This is a genomic window from Halomonas sp. hl-4, assembly GCF_900215475.1.
Lineage (GTDB): Bacteria > Pseudomonadota > Gammaproteobacteria > Pseudomonadales > Halomonadaceae > Vreelandella.
Genome location: NZ_LT907845.1, coordinates 559,122 through 574,403, shown reverse-complemented (window position 1 = coordinate 574,403; position 15,282 = coordinate 559,122). Strand labels below are relative to the sequence as shown.

General features: G+C 54.3%; 15 protein-coding genes. 3 read left to right on the top strand and 12 right to left on the bottom strand.

The window, feature by feature from the left end; translation table 11 throughout:
- Window positions 1-25: 25 nt before the first annotated feature.
- Complete coding sequence (locus CPH17_RS02890) at window positions 26-310, bottom strand: FmdB family zinc ribbon protein (protein WP_096298227.1); 285 nt, start codon at window positions 308-310, stop codon at window positions 26-28.
- A gap of 182 nt (window positions 311-492) precedes the next feature.
- Here CPH17_RS02890 and CPH17_RS02885 point away from each other — a divergent pair, with 182 nt between their 5' ends.
- Window positions 493-1,434, top strand: a complete 942-nt coding sequence (locus CPH17_RS02885; protein WP_096300884.1) for a D-2-hydroxyacid dehydrogenase — start codon at window positions 493-495, stop codon at window positions 1,432-1,434.
- Here CPH17_RS02885 and CPH17_RS02880 read toward each other — a convergent pair.
- Both CPH17_RS02880 and CPH17_RS02875 read right to left on the bottom strand, forming a co-directional pair.
- The gene (locus CPH17_RS02880; RefSeq protein ID WP_096298225.1) at window positions 1,431-1,706 is read right to left on the bottom strand and encodes an acylphosphatase; all 276 of its coding nucleotides are present in this window, start codon (window positions 1,704-1,706) and stop codon (window positions 1,431-1,433) included. The two genes, CPH17_RS02885 and CPH17_RS02880, sit on opposite strands and share 4 nt — an antisense overlap.
- 15 nt (window positions 1,707-1,721) lie before the next feature.
- Window positions 1,722-2,630, bottom strand: coding sequence for a YihY/virulence factor BrkB family protein (locus tag CPH17_RS02875; protein WP_074396410.1), 909 nt, complete (start codon window positions 2,628-2,630; stop codon window positions 1,722-1,724).
- 155 nt (window positions 2,631-2,785) lie between these two features.
- On the opposite strand from CPH17_RS02875, the gene CPH17_RS02870 reads away from it, so the two are divergent.
- The gene (locus CPH17_RS02870) at window positions 2,786-3,889 is read left to right on the top strand and encodes a bifunctional nicotinamide-nucleotide adenylyltransferase/Nudix hydroxylase (RefSeq protein ID WP_074396411.1); all 1,104 of its coding nucleotides are present in this window, start codon (window positions 2,786-2,788) and stop codon (window positions 3,887-3,889) included.
- A 9-nt stretch (window positions 3,890-3,898) separates the two neighbouring features.
- Here the strand turns inward: CPH17_RS02870 and CPH17_RS02865 are convergent, their stop codons facing one another.
- The 7 genes from CPH17_RS02865 to CPH17_RS02835 all read right to left on the bottom strand — a co-directional run bounded on the left by CPH17_RS02865 (window position 3,899) and on the right by CPH17_RS02835 (window position 11,576).
- Entirely contained in the window at window positions 3,899-4,816 is a 918-nt protein-coding gene (locus CPH17_RS02865) for a LysR substrate-binding domain-containing protein (RefSeq protein WP_074396412.1), read from the bottom strand.
- A 55-nt stretch (window positions 4,817-4,871) separates the two neighbouring features.
- Window positions 4,872-6,290 (bottom strand): cardiolipin synthase, encoded by a 1,419-nt coding sequence (cls, locus tag CPH17_RS02860; RefSeq protein ID WP_074396413.1) that lies wholly within the window; start codon window positions 6,288-6,290, stop codon window positions 4,872-4,874.
- Between the two features lie 113 nt (window positions 6,291-6,403).
- A complete protein-coding gene (locus CPH17_RS02855) occupies window positions 6,404-7,909 on the bottom strand; it encodes a fumarate hydratase (protein ID WP_096298223.1) in 1,506 nt (501 codons plus the stop codon).
- Window positions 7,910-8,089: 180 nt separating this feature from the next.
- Window positions 8,090-8,917 (bottom strand): endonuclease VIII, encoded by an 828-nt coding sequence (gene nei, locus CPH17_RS02850; RefSeq protein WP_096298221.1) that lies wholly within the window; start codon window positions 8,915-8,917, stop codon window positions 8,090-8,092.
- Window positions 8,918-8,920: 3 nt separating this feature from the next.
- Entirely contained in the window at window positions 8,921-10,945 is a 2,025-nt protein-coding gene (gene uvrB, locus CPH17_RS02845) for an excinuclease ABC subunit UvrB (RefSeq protein WP_096298219.1), read from the bottom strand.
- A 26-nt stretch (window positions 10,946-10,971) separates the two neighbouring features.
- Complete coding sequence (locus CPH17_RS02840) at window positions 10,972-11,379, bottom strand: OsmC family protein (RefSeq protein WP_074396417.1); 408 nt, start codon at window positions 11,377-11,379, stop codon at window positions 10,972-10,974.
- Window positions 11,379-11,576, bottom strand: a complete 198-nt coding sequence (locus CPH17_RS02835; RefSeq protein ID WP_074396418.1) for a hypothetical protein — start codon at window positions 11,574-11,576, stop codon at window positions 11,379-11,381. The genes CPH17_RS02840 and CPH17_RS02835 overlap by 1 nt, the downstream gene beginning before the upstream one ends.
- A 200-nt stretch (window positions 11,577-11,776) precedes the next feature.
- Between CPH17_RS02835 and ygfZ the strand changes: the two genes are divergently transcribed.
- Complete coding sequence (ygfZ, locus tag CPH17_RS02830; RefSeq protein WP_074398496.1) at window positions 11,777-12,739, top strand: CAF17-like 4Fe-4S cluster assembly/insertion protein YgfZ; 963 nt, start codon at window positions 11,777-11,779, stop codon at window positions 12,737-12,739.
- On the opposite strand, the gene CPH17_RS02825 is transcribed toward ygfZ, so the two are convergent.
- Window positions 12,736-13,509: a TatD family hydrolase gene (locus tag CPH17_RS02825; protein ID WP_074396419.1), complete on the bottom strand. Its 774-nt coding sequence runs from the start codon at window positions 13,507-13,509 to the stop codon at window positions 12,736-12,738. The two genes, ygfZ and CPH17_RS02825, sit on opposite strands and share 4 nt — an antisense overlap.
- Window positions 13,510-13,537: 28 nt before the next feature.
- Complete coding sequence (locus tag CPH17_RS02820; RefSeq protein WP_074396420.1) at window positions 13,538-15,127, bottom strand: peptide chain release factor 3; 1,590 nt, start codon at window positions 15,125-15,127, stop codon at window positions 13,538-13,540.
- Window positions 15,128-15,282 lie beyond the last annotated feature (155 nt).

Genomic DNA, 15,282 nt, shown 5'->3' with positions numbered 1-15,282 from the left:
GCCTTACCGGCCCTGACAACGCCGGCTAAGCCGCCGTGTCTTTTTTCTTGGGCTCTGAACTGGCGCTTTTTTGGCCACCAGTCTCTGCTGTTGCGCTTTTCGCGTCAGCAGCTAAATTCTTTTTACTGCCGGTTTTGAAATCCGTCTCGTACCAGCCGCCACCGGCTAATCGGAAGCCTGCCGCTGATACCAGACGCGATAAACTAGCGTCTTCACAGGCTGGGCAGTCCGTTAACGGATCCGCACTGATTTTTTGCAATTTATCCATGCGATGGCCGCAGGCCTTGCACTCATATTCATAGATGGGCATGTTGATGGCTCCTGAAAAGCTCAACTCCGACAAAAACAGCAGTATAAATGCTGACAAGCTGCGATATGCGGCCAGTCGGGATAAATTCCAAGGCGATGATTATTCACGCCACGTTATTATACCCTTTTGTGCCCCCTGCCGAGCAAGGCTATACGTCTCCGGTGGGTTATGGAGGTCAGAAAATGCTTAATGCAGTGATGCTGGATGCCGATAGCCTTGGCCCACAAATTGATCTAACCGCTATCCGCAGCGTGGTATCTCACCTTGAGGTGTTTGGCCAAAGCTCCCCTCAGCAAGCCCGGGAACGTTTGGTTAATGCTGACATCGCGATTGTAAACAAAGTAGTCTTGGATGCGGAAACGCTACAACAATTACCGGATCTTAAATTGATCTGTGTGCTCGCCACAGGGCTGAACAACATCGACCTGGATGCCGCCAAACAACAGGGCATTGAGGTCAAAAATGTGACGGCCTACGGCACCGCCAGTGTATCGCAGCATACCCTTATGCTAATGCTAACGCTGGCAAACAGACTGCCGCTGTATCAACGCGATGTAGCCGCAGGCGCATGGCAGAAAAGCGATTTCTTTTGCCTGCAGCATTATCCAACGTTGCAACTGTCGGGCAAGCACCTGGTAATGGTTGGCCAAGGCGAACTAGGCTCAGAGGTTGCGCGCCTGGCTGAAGCGCTGGGAATGCGCGTTAGCTTTGCGGCCCGCCCGGGCAATGAGGCTAACGATACCCGGGCGTCGCTTGACGAATTACTGCCCGAGGCTGACGTTATCAGTCTGCACTGCCCACTTAATGAGTCGACAAGCCACTTGATCAATGCCGCGCGCCTTGCCAGGGCAAAATCGTCGCTCTTGCTGATCAACTGCGCCCGTGGGGGAATTATCGATGAAGAAGCTGCATTAGCGGCGCTAAAGAATCAACAAATCGGAGGCCTGGCTGTCGATGTGTTACCTCAAGAACCACCGCGGGAAGGCCATCCGCTATTGTCAGCGTTGGCCGAACCTCTCAATTTGATTGTCACGCCCCATAACGCTTGGGTTACCCCGGAGGCGAGGCAAAACATTGTCAGCTTAACCGCTGACAATATTCAGCAGTGGGAAGTAAAACGTTAATAATTCGCAAAATGATCCGGGGCGTGGCACTGATCCAGCACGTTAAATTCAACGTGGGTCACCTGCGCCCCGTCTGGGCCTCTCCACAACCACTCGCTAACCGTTTTCACATTTTCCGGACTGCCGCAAAGCAGTACTTCTACACGGCCATCGGGCAAGTTTTTTGCGTAACCCGTCAAACGCTGCTGGAGCGCCTGCTGCTGAGTAGAACGGCGAAACCACACACCTTGCACTTTGCCTGTCACCAATGCGCGTACACAACATTCGGCCATTGTTGCCTCCGGTTCCTAGCTGTCGACACTTTCCTGATATTTAATCACAACGGCGCTATTGCGTGGCACCAGTGGCCGACCTCTGCGCAGTAAAAGAGACCGTGTAAACGCAGCACCAAACAACAAAATAAGCGATGAATAGTAAACCCATAGCAATATCATCACCACCGATCCGGCCGCCCCGTAGGTCGAAGCAGTGGCTGTGTATGCTAAGTAAACGGCAATAACGCTGCGGCCAATTGTGAATAGTACGGCGGTCACAAGCGCCCCAATAAACACATCCTGCCAACTTAACACCACATCGGGCAAGACTTTAAAAATCGTCGCGAAAAGCAGTGCTACCACCATGAGCGAAATCAATGACTCGGCTAATTGGCTGAGAAAACCAACATATGGCAGCAATTGATCAGCTGCCCCTAGCGCGCCGCGAATCGCCACGCCCATTACCAACGACACCAGCAATATAAACCCGATGGAGAGCACCACCGTTAACGAGAGTATGCGATTTTTTATAAATACCAGCGCCCCATTAGCAGTCGGCTTTGCGGTCACCCCCCAGATCGTATTGAGCGAAAACTGCATTTGCGCAAATACCGTCGTCGCACCAACCATGAGCGCCGCGATCCCCAGCAACGTAGGCATAATGCCCGCTTCTTGAATACGCGATTGAGCAACGGCTTCTTCCACCACCGCCGCGGCGTCACTACCGATAGTGCCTTGCAGCTGAGCCACAATCTGCCCTTGAGCCGCCTCCTCTCCCAGCACAAGGCCAATGACGGTGACCGCAATAATAATGGTAGGCGCCAGTGAAAAGAGGGTGTAAAACGCCAGGGAGCCTGCATAGCTGAAGGCATTGCGCTTCAACCACAGTGACGCTGAATCCTTGATAACGTTGCCCCAAAAATAAGCACTGCGTTTGAGCATGACGACTCCCTAGTGATTGATATAGGGTCAGTTATCCATGACCTATTTTAATTAGCATACCCAATCAAACCGTTGGCTGCAGAGCTAGATTGCGCCACCTAGCCAAGCCCACCATAATGCTCAGCTAATCACTTGCAGACAAAGGACAGCCTCGCATGCCCACTGATGCCCCTCATCCGAGCAAGGCCTACGACTTTGACTGTCTCGTCTTCATTGGCCGTTTTCAGCCACCGCACATGGGCCACCTGGCGGTTATTCGTGAGGCACTCAAGCAAGCGCGTCAGGTAATTGTATTGGTGGGGTCATCCTGGCAAGCACGCTCGTTACGCAACCCATGGCGATTCGAAGAGCGCGAGGCAATGCTGCGTTCGGGATTTGACGAGGAGGATCACCAGCGATTGGAAATTACGCCGCTGCTCGATGCCCTTTATAACGACGATGTATGGGTTCGGGACGTCCAGCGTAAAGTGCGCGACCTGGCAGCGCCGGCAAACGCCCGGCTGCCACGGATCGGCCTGATTGGGGCTAGCCGTGGGCAATCAAGCTATTACCTATCGTTATTTCCCCAGTGGGAATCGGTAAGCGTCCCGTTGATCGAAGGCATTTCCGCCAATCATATCCGTGAACGCCTATTCCGCTCGCCCGGCTCTACAGACGATTATCTAAGCACAGGGGCTTACCACGATTTACCGCCTGGAGTGGTTGAGCGGGTACAAAATTTCTGCCGGGACAGCGACTACGAGCAACTGCTAGAGGAACAGCAGCTCTTGGACCAATATCGTCAAGCATGGCAACAAGCGCCCTACCCACCTATTTTTGTCACGGTTAATGCCGTAGTGGTCCAATCGGGCCATGTGCTGCTAGTACGACGCACCGCGGCGCCGGGTAAAGGCCTGTTTGCGTTACCTGGTGGGTTTATCAACCCTCATGAACGCCTACTGGATGCATGTCTGCGCGAGTTACGCGAACGCATTCGTTTAAAAGTACCTGAGCCAGTTCTAAAAGGTTCATTAAGAGGCCAACGCTTGTTTGATGAGCCTCACCGGAGCTGGCGAGGCCGTACGCTAGCCGAGGCGTTTTATTTTGCATTACGCCCCGATCAACAGCTGCCCCGCTTAAAACCCGTTAAGGGCGGCGATCATGCCCGCTGGGTTGCGTTGGCTGACCTGGAGCCCGACAGTCTATTTGAAGACCATTTTTTCATTATCCAAAACTTTCTAGGCTTGCCCGCGGACTTTAGTAGCGCGCTGTCGCATTAAGCCTAATGATTAGCCTTGCAGAAAATCCCGTGGCAGCTTCATCATTTGCCGCCACAGGCGTTCGACGCCGGGTTTATGCACCAACGAGCATCGGTATAGCCGTATTTCTAGTGGAATATCCCATTGAGCATCGGCGGCGCGCACCAAGCGACCGCTTTTTAGCTCCTCCCGGATACAGAAATCAGGAATCCACGCCATACCAACTCCTTGCAATACCATTCCCTTTAGCCCTTCTGCCATGGCAGTTTCATAGACCGTGCGCAGCTTCATGCGCAGGGGGTCGTTTTTGAGTAGCATGCGAACGCTGCGCCCCAGGAAGGCCCCTTGCGTATAGGCCAGATAAGGCACTGAGCTGTCGTGCTGGAGCGAGAACATTGGCCGACCCTTTGCATCAGGCAAGGACACCGGCAGCATATTGACATTGCCGATTGAAAAAGACGGAAACACTTCGGCGTCTAACTGCATGGTGGCAAAGGGATCATAATAGGCCAGCATAAGATCACAGTTTCCCTCTCGCAGAACGTGAATTGCCTCCCCAACGTTCATGGCAACCAATCGGGTTGGCAGCTCACCGAGACCTTTCTGCAAGCGAGATATCCAGGGCGGATAAAAGCTCAACGCTAATGAGTGGGCGGCGACTATATCCAACGCCTCATTGGCCATCGAAAGTCCGCGCAAATGGCCTAGCGATTCAGCGAGCTGCTCAACTAAGTTGCGTGCTGTGACCAGAAATAGTTGACCTTCTGATGTCAAACCCACCGGCGTCGTCGAGCGGTCCACCAACGTAACCCCTACTGCCTGCTCCAAGGCGCGAATCCGGCGGCTAAAGGCTGGCTGAGTGACGTGCCGCTGCCTTGCCGAGGCGGAAAAACTACGCGTATTGGCCAATGCAACGAAATCTTCTAGCCACTTTGTTTCAAGGTTCACCTACGACTCCTTGTCACCCTAAAGGTCTAAATTAATCTGACACCGAGCCGTTGAGCTACTGAATCGGGGCGGTTAAATAAGCGGCGCGCGAGACGACTTTTTTCCACCAGGGGCGTTGAGCAATTTCGTCCAGCCCGATACGTCGGCACTGCGCAAAGTCTTTTTCGAGCATCACCCGAACCTGGGCGGCCACAGCGGCACTAGGCATAAACGCTGTAATTTCAAAGTTTAAACGGAAAGAGCGATTGTCCATATTAACCGTGCCCACGGTAGCCGCCTTATTATCGACAAGCATCACCTTTTGATGCAAAAATCCAGGAAGATAACGGTATATTTTTACGCCTGCACGTAGCATATCGGGTAGAAACGAGAACGCCGAAAGAAATACCAATAAATGATCAGGGCGTTCGGGAATCATCACGCGAACATCTACGCCGCGCATCGCGGCTAAACGAAGAGCATCCTGTACTCCCTGATCAGGAACGAAGTAGGGGCTGGTGACCCAGAGCCTTTCTTCGGCACTTTGTATTACCTGCTGTATCAACAAGCTCGCAGTATCTTGCCGGTCCGCAGGGCCGGAAGGGACTACCACCACGTGATGGTTGCTGGCGAACGTTTCCTGTGGCTGCCAATCTAACGTAATGACCTCACCGGTGGCCCAATGCCAATCTTCCCAGAAGGCTTCCTGCAAACCCAAAACACTAGGTCCTTGCAGCTTTAGATGGGTATCTCGCCAGGCACCACGACTGGGGTCTTCCCCCAAATACTCCACGCCCACGTTGAATCCACCGAGCCAGCCTTCCTGGCCATCCACTACCATTACTTTACGGTGATTTCGAAAATTTAACTGAAAGGGGTGTTTTAGACCGCGGGAGGAGCGAAACGCACTCACTTCAATACCTGACTGAGTTAAGTCGTTTAAATAGCGCTCACTGAGTTTGCGACTTCCCATTTCATCATAAAGGAAATAGATATTGACGCCGCGACTAGCGGCTTGCTGAAGATATCCCATCAATCGACGCCCAAGGGCATCGTCTCGCACGATAAAAAACTGCAGCAAAATATAGCGCTGTGCGTGCTCGATGCCTGCAAATAGACTATCGAACGTCGCCTTACCATCGATCAATAAGGTTGCTTGGTTGCCATGCGTCATCGGCATCATGGCTAATTGCTCAACCGCCTGGACGTCGGCACTTTTAGACGGAACAGAATAAGGATCAACGTGGGTGCGATAGCGGACTAGCATACGGCGTAAGATATTATCTCGTACGCCCCGCGCGGTGACATAACCATAAAACCGCGGCCGACCAAACAGCCAATAGGCAGGCACCGCGACATAAGGAAACGTTAACAGTGAGATAATCCAGGCGACCGCCCCCTGGGAGGTTCGGCTTGACATCAAAGCCATCACCGCTGAAACGATGCCTAGCACGTAGATTAATAATATGCCGGTCCCTAGCAACCACGAGGTCATAGTGGTGTCCTCAATATGCGTGTTAATTCCGTGCGCTGTACCTGTCGGCATGGATAAAGGCCCCACCAATGGCGGGGCCTTTTAAGCCAAGGATATTTTACTCTACGCGTAGCTTACGCCGTTTGGGCGATGATTTCTTTCCACTTGGCAGGGCCAGTCTGGTGCACCGAAGTTCCTGCGCTATCCACGGCCACAGTTACGGGCATGTCTTCCACTTCAAATTCGTAAATGGCTTCCATACCTAGATCTTCAAAGCCAACCACACGAGACTTCTTAATCGCCTGAGCAACGAGATAGGCCGATCCACCTACCGCCATCAGATAAACTGCTTGGTTATCGCGAATAGCGTCGATCGCCGCCTGACCACGCTCGGCTTTACCCACCATTCCCAACAAACCGGTTTCCTCAAGCATGGTGCGGGTAAACTTATCCATGCGCGTTGCGGTCGTGGGGCCAGCAGGTCCCACCACTTCATCACCAATAGGGTCAACGGGGCCGACGTAATAGATAAACCGGCCTTTCATATCCACGGGCAGCGGCTCACCTTTGGCAAGCATGTCCACCATGCGCTTGTGCGCGGCGTCGCGCCCTGTCAGCAGTTTGCCATTAAGCAGCAGTGTGTCGCCCGGCTGCCAGGTTTTGACGTCTTCAGGGGTAACGGTATCTAGATTTACCCGCTTGACGTTATCGCCCGTCTCGCGAGTAATTTCCGGCCAGTCTTCGAGCTTGGGCGCAGGCAGCGCCACGGGGCCCGAGCCGTCCAGTGTGAAGTGCGCATGCCGGGTAGCGGCACAATTGGGGATGATAGCGACCGGCTTGTTCGCCGCATGGGTCGGATAATCCTTGACCTTGATATCCAGCACAGTGGTCAGACCGCCCAGCCCTTGAGCCCCAATGCCGCTTTTGTTGACCTTGTCGAAAAGCTCAAGACGCAGTTCTTCTGCGCGGTTGCTCGCGCCTCGCGCCTGAAGGTCTTGAATATCAATTGGATCAAGCAGTGCTTCTTTGGCAATTTCCATGGCTTTTTCCGCCGTGCCACCAATCCCGATCCCCAGCATGCCTGGTGGGCACCAGCCCGCCCCCATTTTGGGTAGCTGTTCCATCACCCAGTCCACGACGCTGTCAGACGGGTTGAGCATGGCAAACTTGGATTTTGCTTCGCTACCACCGCCTTTCGCGGCCACATGAATATCCACCTTGTCACCCGGCACGAGTTTGTGATGAATAACCGCAGGCGTGTTGTCCTTGGTATTTTGACGCTTGCCGTCCGGATCGGCTAGAACAGAGGCACGTAGGATGTTGTCGGGGAGCTGATAGGCGCGTCGCACCCCTTCATTCACCATATCATCCAGGCTCATGTCGGCGTCCCAGGTCACATTCATTCCCACGTGAACGAACACGGTGACGATGCCGGTATCCTGACAGATCGGACGATGGCCGGTGGCACACATGCGTGAATTAATCAGGATCTGGGCAATCGCATCCTTGGCAGCGGGGTTTTCTTCACGCTCGTAAGCGGCCGCCATGGCATCGATAAAATCTTTGGGATGGTAGTAGGAGATATACTGTAGCGCATCGGCAACGCTTTGAATCACGTCGTCCTGGCGAATCACGGTCATGGACAAACAGCTCCTCGGTTATCGTCTTATCTGCAGACTTAGCGGTTATCGTTACTACAGCCTGGTTAGCGTAACGTTAGTATACCGGAATGCCCTCACTGCGGCAGCAACACCAAGGTCATATAAACGCGGGCTATGCGTTGTTTCATACGTGAACAACATACAAGATAACGGTATAAACTATGAAGGATCAGCTTGGCAGCAAGGGCACCAGTAGAGCCGACGAGATCCAACCATCATCCGCTCGATGAGGTTTCCACAACGATGGCAAGAAAGCCCCGCGCGATCAAAAACGCTAAACCGCCATTGGCGACGCGGTTCACCCGCCGCAATGGCCTGGTCAATCCAAGGTTTGGTATTGGTCACGCCCGCCTGTTGGTATGCCTGACGTGTCGTTTCAATAATACAAGTGGCCAGCTGGTGGCGCTGATGCTCGGTTAAATCAATCGGACGCTGCTTAGGATGACACTGAGCATAAAAAAGAATTTCTGAGCGCAAGTAATTGCCGAGCCCCGCGACAAGCCCTTGATCGAGTAATAGGCCACCCAGTTGCCGACGCATGAAAGCTTTCAGTTCGAGCCGGGCTAACACCTCCGCCGACGTAAGCTGCTGGCTGAGCAAATCAGGTCCTAGCCGCGACAGGAAAGGATGATAGTGGAGGTTGCTCTCATGCCAGAGAGAAATATCCGACGCGCTATAAAGGCTAGCCGCCCTGCCATCTGCAATCAGTCGAACGCGAAGCGAGCGTTTGGTGGTCGGTGGCTTTGCCGCATCGTGAAGCTTCCAAACGCCATACAGCTGGTTATGCGAGTACAACACCTGCTGATTAGCGAAGCGCAGCAGCAACGCTTTACCCCACGTATCCACCACCTTGACGCGAATTCCTTCAAGTGCGCTCGCGTGCTTGGCCAACTCGGGAAAGGCAAACCAGACCTCATCAACGACCCTGCCGCCGATCTGGTTCTGAATGCTGTCCGCCGCGCGACGAATTTCCGGTCCTTCAGGCATGCCCTACCCTAGCGCCAGCTGTTTTTCTTTCATTTGGTGCAACTGATCGCGCAAACGAGCGGCTTCTTCAAACTCAAGATTTTGCGCGGCTTCGAACATGGCGTCTTCTAACTTATTAATTGCAGAGAGGAAATCATGCTTGTTCATACTGGCAATATCGTACTCGGCAACACTCTCGGCCACTTTGCGATCATTGCCGCGTTTACGGCTGTTTTTCTTACCGGGTGCTTGAGCGGCTTCCATGATATCGGTTACCGAACGGGTAATCGTGGTCGGGGTAATGCCCTGCGCCTCGTTGTGTGCCTTCTGCTTGTCACGCCTACGCTCGGTCTCATCCATTGCCCGACGCATGGAATCGGTCACTCGGTCTCCATAGAGAATGGCTTTACCGTGGGCGTTACGCGCAGCACGGCCAATGGTCTGGATGAGCGAGCGCTCGTTACGCAGGAAGCCTTCTTTGTCGGCATCGAGGATGGCGACCAGCGACACCTCAGGGATATCCAGGCCCTCGCGAAGCAGGTTGATGCCCACCAGCACGTCAAATTTACCTAGACGCAAATCGCGGATGATCTCCACCCGCTCGACGGTATCGATATCCGAGTGCAGATAACGCACGCGAATGCCGTGCTCGTCCAGGTATTCCGTCAGATCTTCGGCCATTCGCTTGGTCAGCGTGGTTACCAATACCCGCTCGCCCACCTCGGTGCGCAGACCGATCTCTGACAACAGGTCGTCAACCTGGGTACTGGCCGGGCGCACCTCTAGTTCAGGGTCCAGCAGCCCCGTCGGCCGCACGACCTGCTCGACGATTTGCCCGGCATGCTCGGCTTCGTAAGGGCCGGGCGTTGCCGAGACAAAAATCGTTTGCGGCGAAATCGCCTCCCACTCTTCAAATTTCATGGGACGATTGTCCAACGCCGACGGCAAGCGAAAGCCGTACTCGACAAGCGTTTCTTTGCGCGAGCGGTCGCCTTTGTACATGCCTCCCACCTGGGGCACGCTGACGTGGGATTCATCGATGAACAGCAGCGCATCGTCGGGCAGGTAGTCGAAAAATGTCGGCGGTGGCTCGCCAGGCGCACGGCCTGATAAATAGCGCGAGTAGTTTTCGATACCGTTGCAGTAGCCTAGCTCAAGCATCATCTCGATATCGTAGAGTGTACGCTGCTCCAGGCGCTGCGCCTCGACCAAGCGATCGTGCTTGCGCAGCCACTCAAGGCGCTCCTTGAGCTCGGCCTTGATGTCATCGATAGCGCCGAGGATGGTCTCGCGGGGGGTCACGTAGTGCGACTTGGGGTAGATCGTCATGCGCGGGACCTGGCCCCGCACGTCACCGGTCAGCGGATCAAACAGCCGGATCGAATCGATTTCATCATCGAACAGCTCGACGCGCACCGCCTCTTCTTCAGCGTCCGCCGGAAAAATATCGATCACGTCGCCACGTACCCGGTAAGTACCGCGGCGAAAATCCATATCGTTACGGGTGTACTGAAGTTCCGCGAGCCGGCGCAGAAACGCCCGCTGGTCGATCAGCTCGCCGCGGGTAAAGTGCAGGCGCATCTTCAGGTACTGATCAGGGTCACCCAAGCCGTATATCGCCGACACCGACACGACGATCAGGGCGTCGCGACGCTCCAGCAGCGCCTTGGTGGCGGAAAGGCGCATCTGCTCGATGTGATCGTTGATCGAGGCATCCTTTTCGATAAAGGTGTCCGATGACGGCACATAGGCTTCCGGCTGATAGTAATCGTAGTAGGAAACAAAGTACTCGACGGCGTTGTCGGGAAAAAACGCCTTGAATTCTCCGTACAGCTGGGCGGCCAACGTTTTATTGGGCGCCATGACGATCGTTGGGCGCTGCTGCTGCTCGACGATATTGGCCATGGTAAAGGTTTTGCCGGACCCCGTAACGCCGAGCAATGTTTGGTGGGCAAGCCCCGACTCAAGACCGCCGATCAAACCTTTTATAGCATTGGGCTGATCCCCTGCGGGCTTAAATTTTGACTGCAACCGGAATTCCTTGCTCATCATCGCTCCTGTCGGGGTAAGACGAGCTACTCGGTGCTCGTCGTAATATCCACGGTAGAATGGGTCATCAACCGCTGGATGGGGCAGCGGTGGCTGATATCTTCAAGCCTAGCGCGCTGCTCAGGATCATCAATGCCGTGGAACGTCAATATGACAGCCAACTTGTAGACGCCTTTCCTTTCCTGACTATCATCGCGCTGCACCCTGACGGTAATGCCTTCCAAAGGCCATTGCTTGCGTTTGGCGTACATTTGTACCGTGATCGCCTTGCACGTACCCAACGCAATATCGAAGTAGTCATGGGGGTCCGGGGCACTGCCTTCCCCCCCGACAACGGGCGGCACATCGGCATACATATCCTCCCAACCGTCTACTTCTACGCGCTGGCGGAAAATGCGGTTGCGTTCACTGATCACGGTAATGGGCTTGTGCATCATATTACCTTTATGCCGAGGTTGAGTTTTTCAACGGCCTTGATGAGCGCCTCGCGTTTTACCCGACCGTCTATTTCGGCGCCGTAGCGGCCAACTTCGGCACTGTCCACGCCATCAAGCATCATCAACGCAGTGGTAATCTGGTTGACTTGCTCGGCGGATTTAACACCGTGAAAGGTTAATGATTGCTGTGCCATCGCGCTGGGCTCCCTCATTACGACTGCAGTATATCGCCACAGGCCATCGCCAACCGAAGTGGCTCGCCAAGTGCGCTGGTTTCGCCCTATGCAAAACTGATACAGACAAATGAGTCTAGCATGCAGCATGTACCTTGCAATCGCTGCCTACTGCCCACACGTTAAACATTATTGATTTATATTCTTTATTAGGAGTTGTCATTGTGATCGTTCCCTCATTCGACACTCTCAACAGCGGTGTATGGCTTAACCACCTAGCCGCGTTAGACGTGAAAGGTGTCGACGCTGAGAAATTTCTACAGGGACAAACCAGCACTCAGGTTAGCCTCGCAGACGGCCGATTTGCTCCCCTCACCTGCTTCTGCACCCCGAAAGGGCGCATGCTGGCAAATGCTCAGCTGATGAAAATCGGTGACGCTCACTATCGCCTTTTGCTCAGCGCGTCGCTGCTGGAAACTCTGGCCAGTCACTTAAAAAAATTTGCTGCCTTCTATAAAGCTGAGTTAACCCCACTTCCTGAGCTCTCGCTGATTGGAGCAGGTGAAAATGCTCGCTCGATCGCGCAAGCGCTAGGTTTAACCCTGCCCACCGCGCCTGGGACTCACTTCACCAATGAGCACGCCAGCGTACTTTGTTACCCGGGCGACACGCCGCGCTGGCTATTCTGCCTGGAAGACAACGCCGACATCTCAGCGCTGGATGATGATGCAGGCCGGGCGGCCTGGCAGTTGGCTGACATACGAAGCGGCCTCGCGTGGCTGACCGATGCACAGCAAGACCACTTTTTGCCGCAGATGCTTAACTGGGAAGCACTGGGAGGTATCAGCTTTAAAAAAGGCTGTTACACCGGTCAGGAAGTCGTTGCCCGCGCCCACTTCCGTGGCCAGGTAAAAAAACGCCTGGTGCGCGCCGAGCTGACAAACGCGACTGCGCCAGCAACCGGGGAGACTATCGTCAACGAAACCGACAAGGGCGTTGGCGAAGTCGTCACCAGCGCTTTTAGCGAAACAGGCAATATTGAGCTTCTGACCGTCATGAACACCAAGGTAATGGACGAGGCAATGCCCGTTTATCTTGGGGAAGCACGCTTGACACTACTCGACCTTCCCTACCCTATTGAGCGGCTCGACCCTGAGCAGCTCGCCATGGGCCTGGCTAATTAACCGCAGGTAGGCAAGCGAAACATGCGGGCAGCATTAGCGCTACTAATCGCGGCGACATGCTCGCATGTTTGGCCGCGTAATCCGGCCACTACCTTGCACACGTCGCTCACTCGGCAAGGCTCATTGCGTTGGCCTTGATAGCCGCTCAATGGCATGTCCGGGCTATCCGTTTCCAACACAAAGCTGTCATCGGGCAATGCCTTGATAACGCGTTGCAGCCGTTTTGCCCGCCGATAGGTTGCCGCACCGCCAAGACCCAGCACATAACCGAGATCCACAAATTTTTTGGCCTGTTCGTAAGACCCGGCAAAGGCGTGGATCAGACCAGCTCTGGCAAGCGCGCGTTGGCGAAGCCGTTTGGCGACGGTATCGTTGGCTTTGACACAGTGCACGACGATGGGCAATCCATGTTGCTTGGCCAGCGTTAATTGGGCATCAAAATAATCCCACTGCGCGGCGAGCGTATCGTCAAAGCGACCATCGATTCCGCATTCGCCCACCGCGACGAGTTCGGGATGCTCACTCAATACGCTATCTAATTGGTTGATATCTTGCTCGCGGTGCTCCGCTATGAAGTAGGGATGAAGGCCAGCGCAGACGCTAATATCAGCCCGGCACTGGCCCAATGCCAGCACGCTTTGCCAGCGGGCTCGCGTGGTGCCTGGCACGATAAAATGCTTAACGCCCACGCCTCTTGCGGCTTCGATGACCGCATCGCGGTCTGGATCGAAAGCTGCAAAATCAAGATGGCAGTGGGCATCGATCAGCATGTTCGCCTCGTGATGGCAAGGCGAGCGATTAGTGTTCACGTGTCGGCTGGAAGCGGACCTCAGGCCAACGCTCTTGCGTCATCTGCAGGTTAACCCGGGTCGGCGCAATATAAGTTAAATAGCCACCACCATCGATGGCCAAATTGGCACTTGCCTTACGCTTGAATTCCTCAAGCATCTTGGCGTCCTCGCAATACACCCAGCGCGCCGTCTGAACATTGACGCCTTCATACAGGCAGTCAACCTTGTATTCTTCTTTTAAGCGATGTGCCACCACGTCAAACTGCAGGGTCCCTACCGCGCCAAGAATCAGGTCATTATTGTCAATCGGCATAAAGACCTGGGTGGCCCCCTCTTCCGAAAGTTGCTGCAACCCTTTTTGCAGAGCCTTCATCTTAAGCGGATCTTTTAAACGAACGCGTTTGAAAAGCTCGGGGGCGAAGTGAGGAATCCCAGTGAAGCGCATATCTTCACCGACAGTGAACGTGTCCCCAATCTGGATGGTGCCGTGGTTATGCAAGCCAATAATATCGCCGGGCCAAGCTTCCTCAACCTGGGAGCGGTCGGAGGCCATGAATGTCAGCGCGTCAGCAATTTTGACATCCTTACCGATACGCACATGGCGCATCTTCATGTTCTTATCGTATTTACCCGAGCACACCCGCAGAAACGCGATACGGTCACGGTGATTAGGGTCCATATTGGCCTGGATCTTGAACACAAAGCCGGTGAAGCGTGGATCATCGGCTGGTACATTCCGCACATTGGTTTCCCGGGCTTGAGGCGCTGGGGCATATTCAACAAAGCCATCCAGCATTTCACGTACGCCAAAATTGCCCATCGCGGTCCCAAAATAGACTGGCGTCAATTTACCGCTACGGTAAGCCTCCAGATCAAACTCATGGGAAGCCCCACGCACCAGTTCTACTTCCATACGGAGCTCTTCGGCCTGCTCTTCGCCCAGCACTTCGTCAACATCGGGATTATCCAGCCCCTCGATGCGCTTGTCCTCGGGAATGCGGCTGCCCTGGCCCTGGGTATAGAGATGAACCACATCGTTATAGAGGTGATAAACGCCTCGGAAATGCCGCCCCATGCCGATGGGCCATGTCATTGGCGCACACTGGATATTGAGAACCGTTTCGACTTCATCCATCACCTCGATAGGATCTCGGATATCGCGGTCCATCTTGTTGATAAACGTCAGAATCGGCGTGGTGCGTAGGCGGCATACGTCCATCAGTTTGATGGTCCGGTCCTCAACACCTTTCGCCCCGTCAATCACCATCAGGGCGGAATCCACCGCCGTCAATGTACGGTAGGTGTCTTCAGAGAAATCTTCGTGACCCGGCGTATCCAGCAGGTTGACGATACGCCCGCCATAGGGGAACTGCATCACCGAGGTCGTTACCGAGATGCCCCGCTCCTGCTCCATTTTCATCCAATCTGAGGTGGCATGCCGGTCGTTACGCTTGCTCTTCACCGAGCCGGCTAACTGAATGGCATTGCCAAACAGCAGCATTTTTTCAGTGATGGTCGTTTTCCCGGCATCGGGGTGCGAAATGATAGCAAAGGTTCTTCTAAGCCCGGCTTCTTGGGCTAATTGAGTATCTTTCATCGGGCCTCATCATTAGCGTGGACTCAGCCGAACATATAGATACCAAGTGACAACGGCTGAGCTAAATGGCAATGCCGGGATTGTACCCTTGCAGAGCGCATTGAGCCACAAGGGGCCAGGCAGGCTAACGGGTAGGTAACGAAGCGCAACCGGAT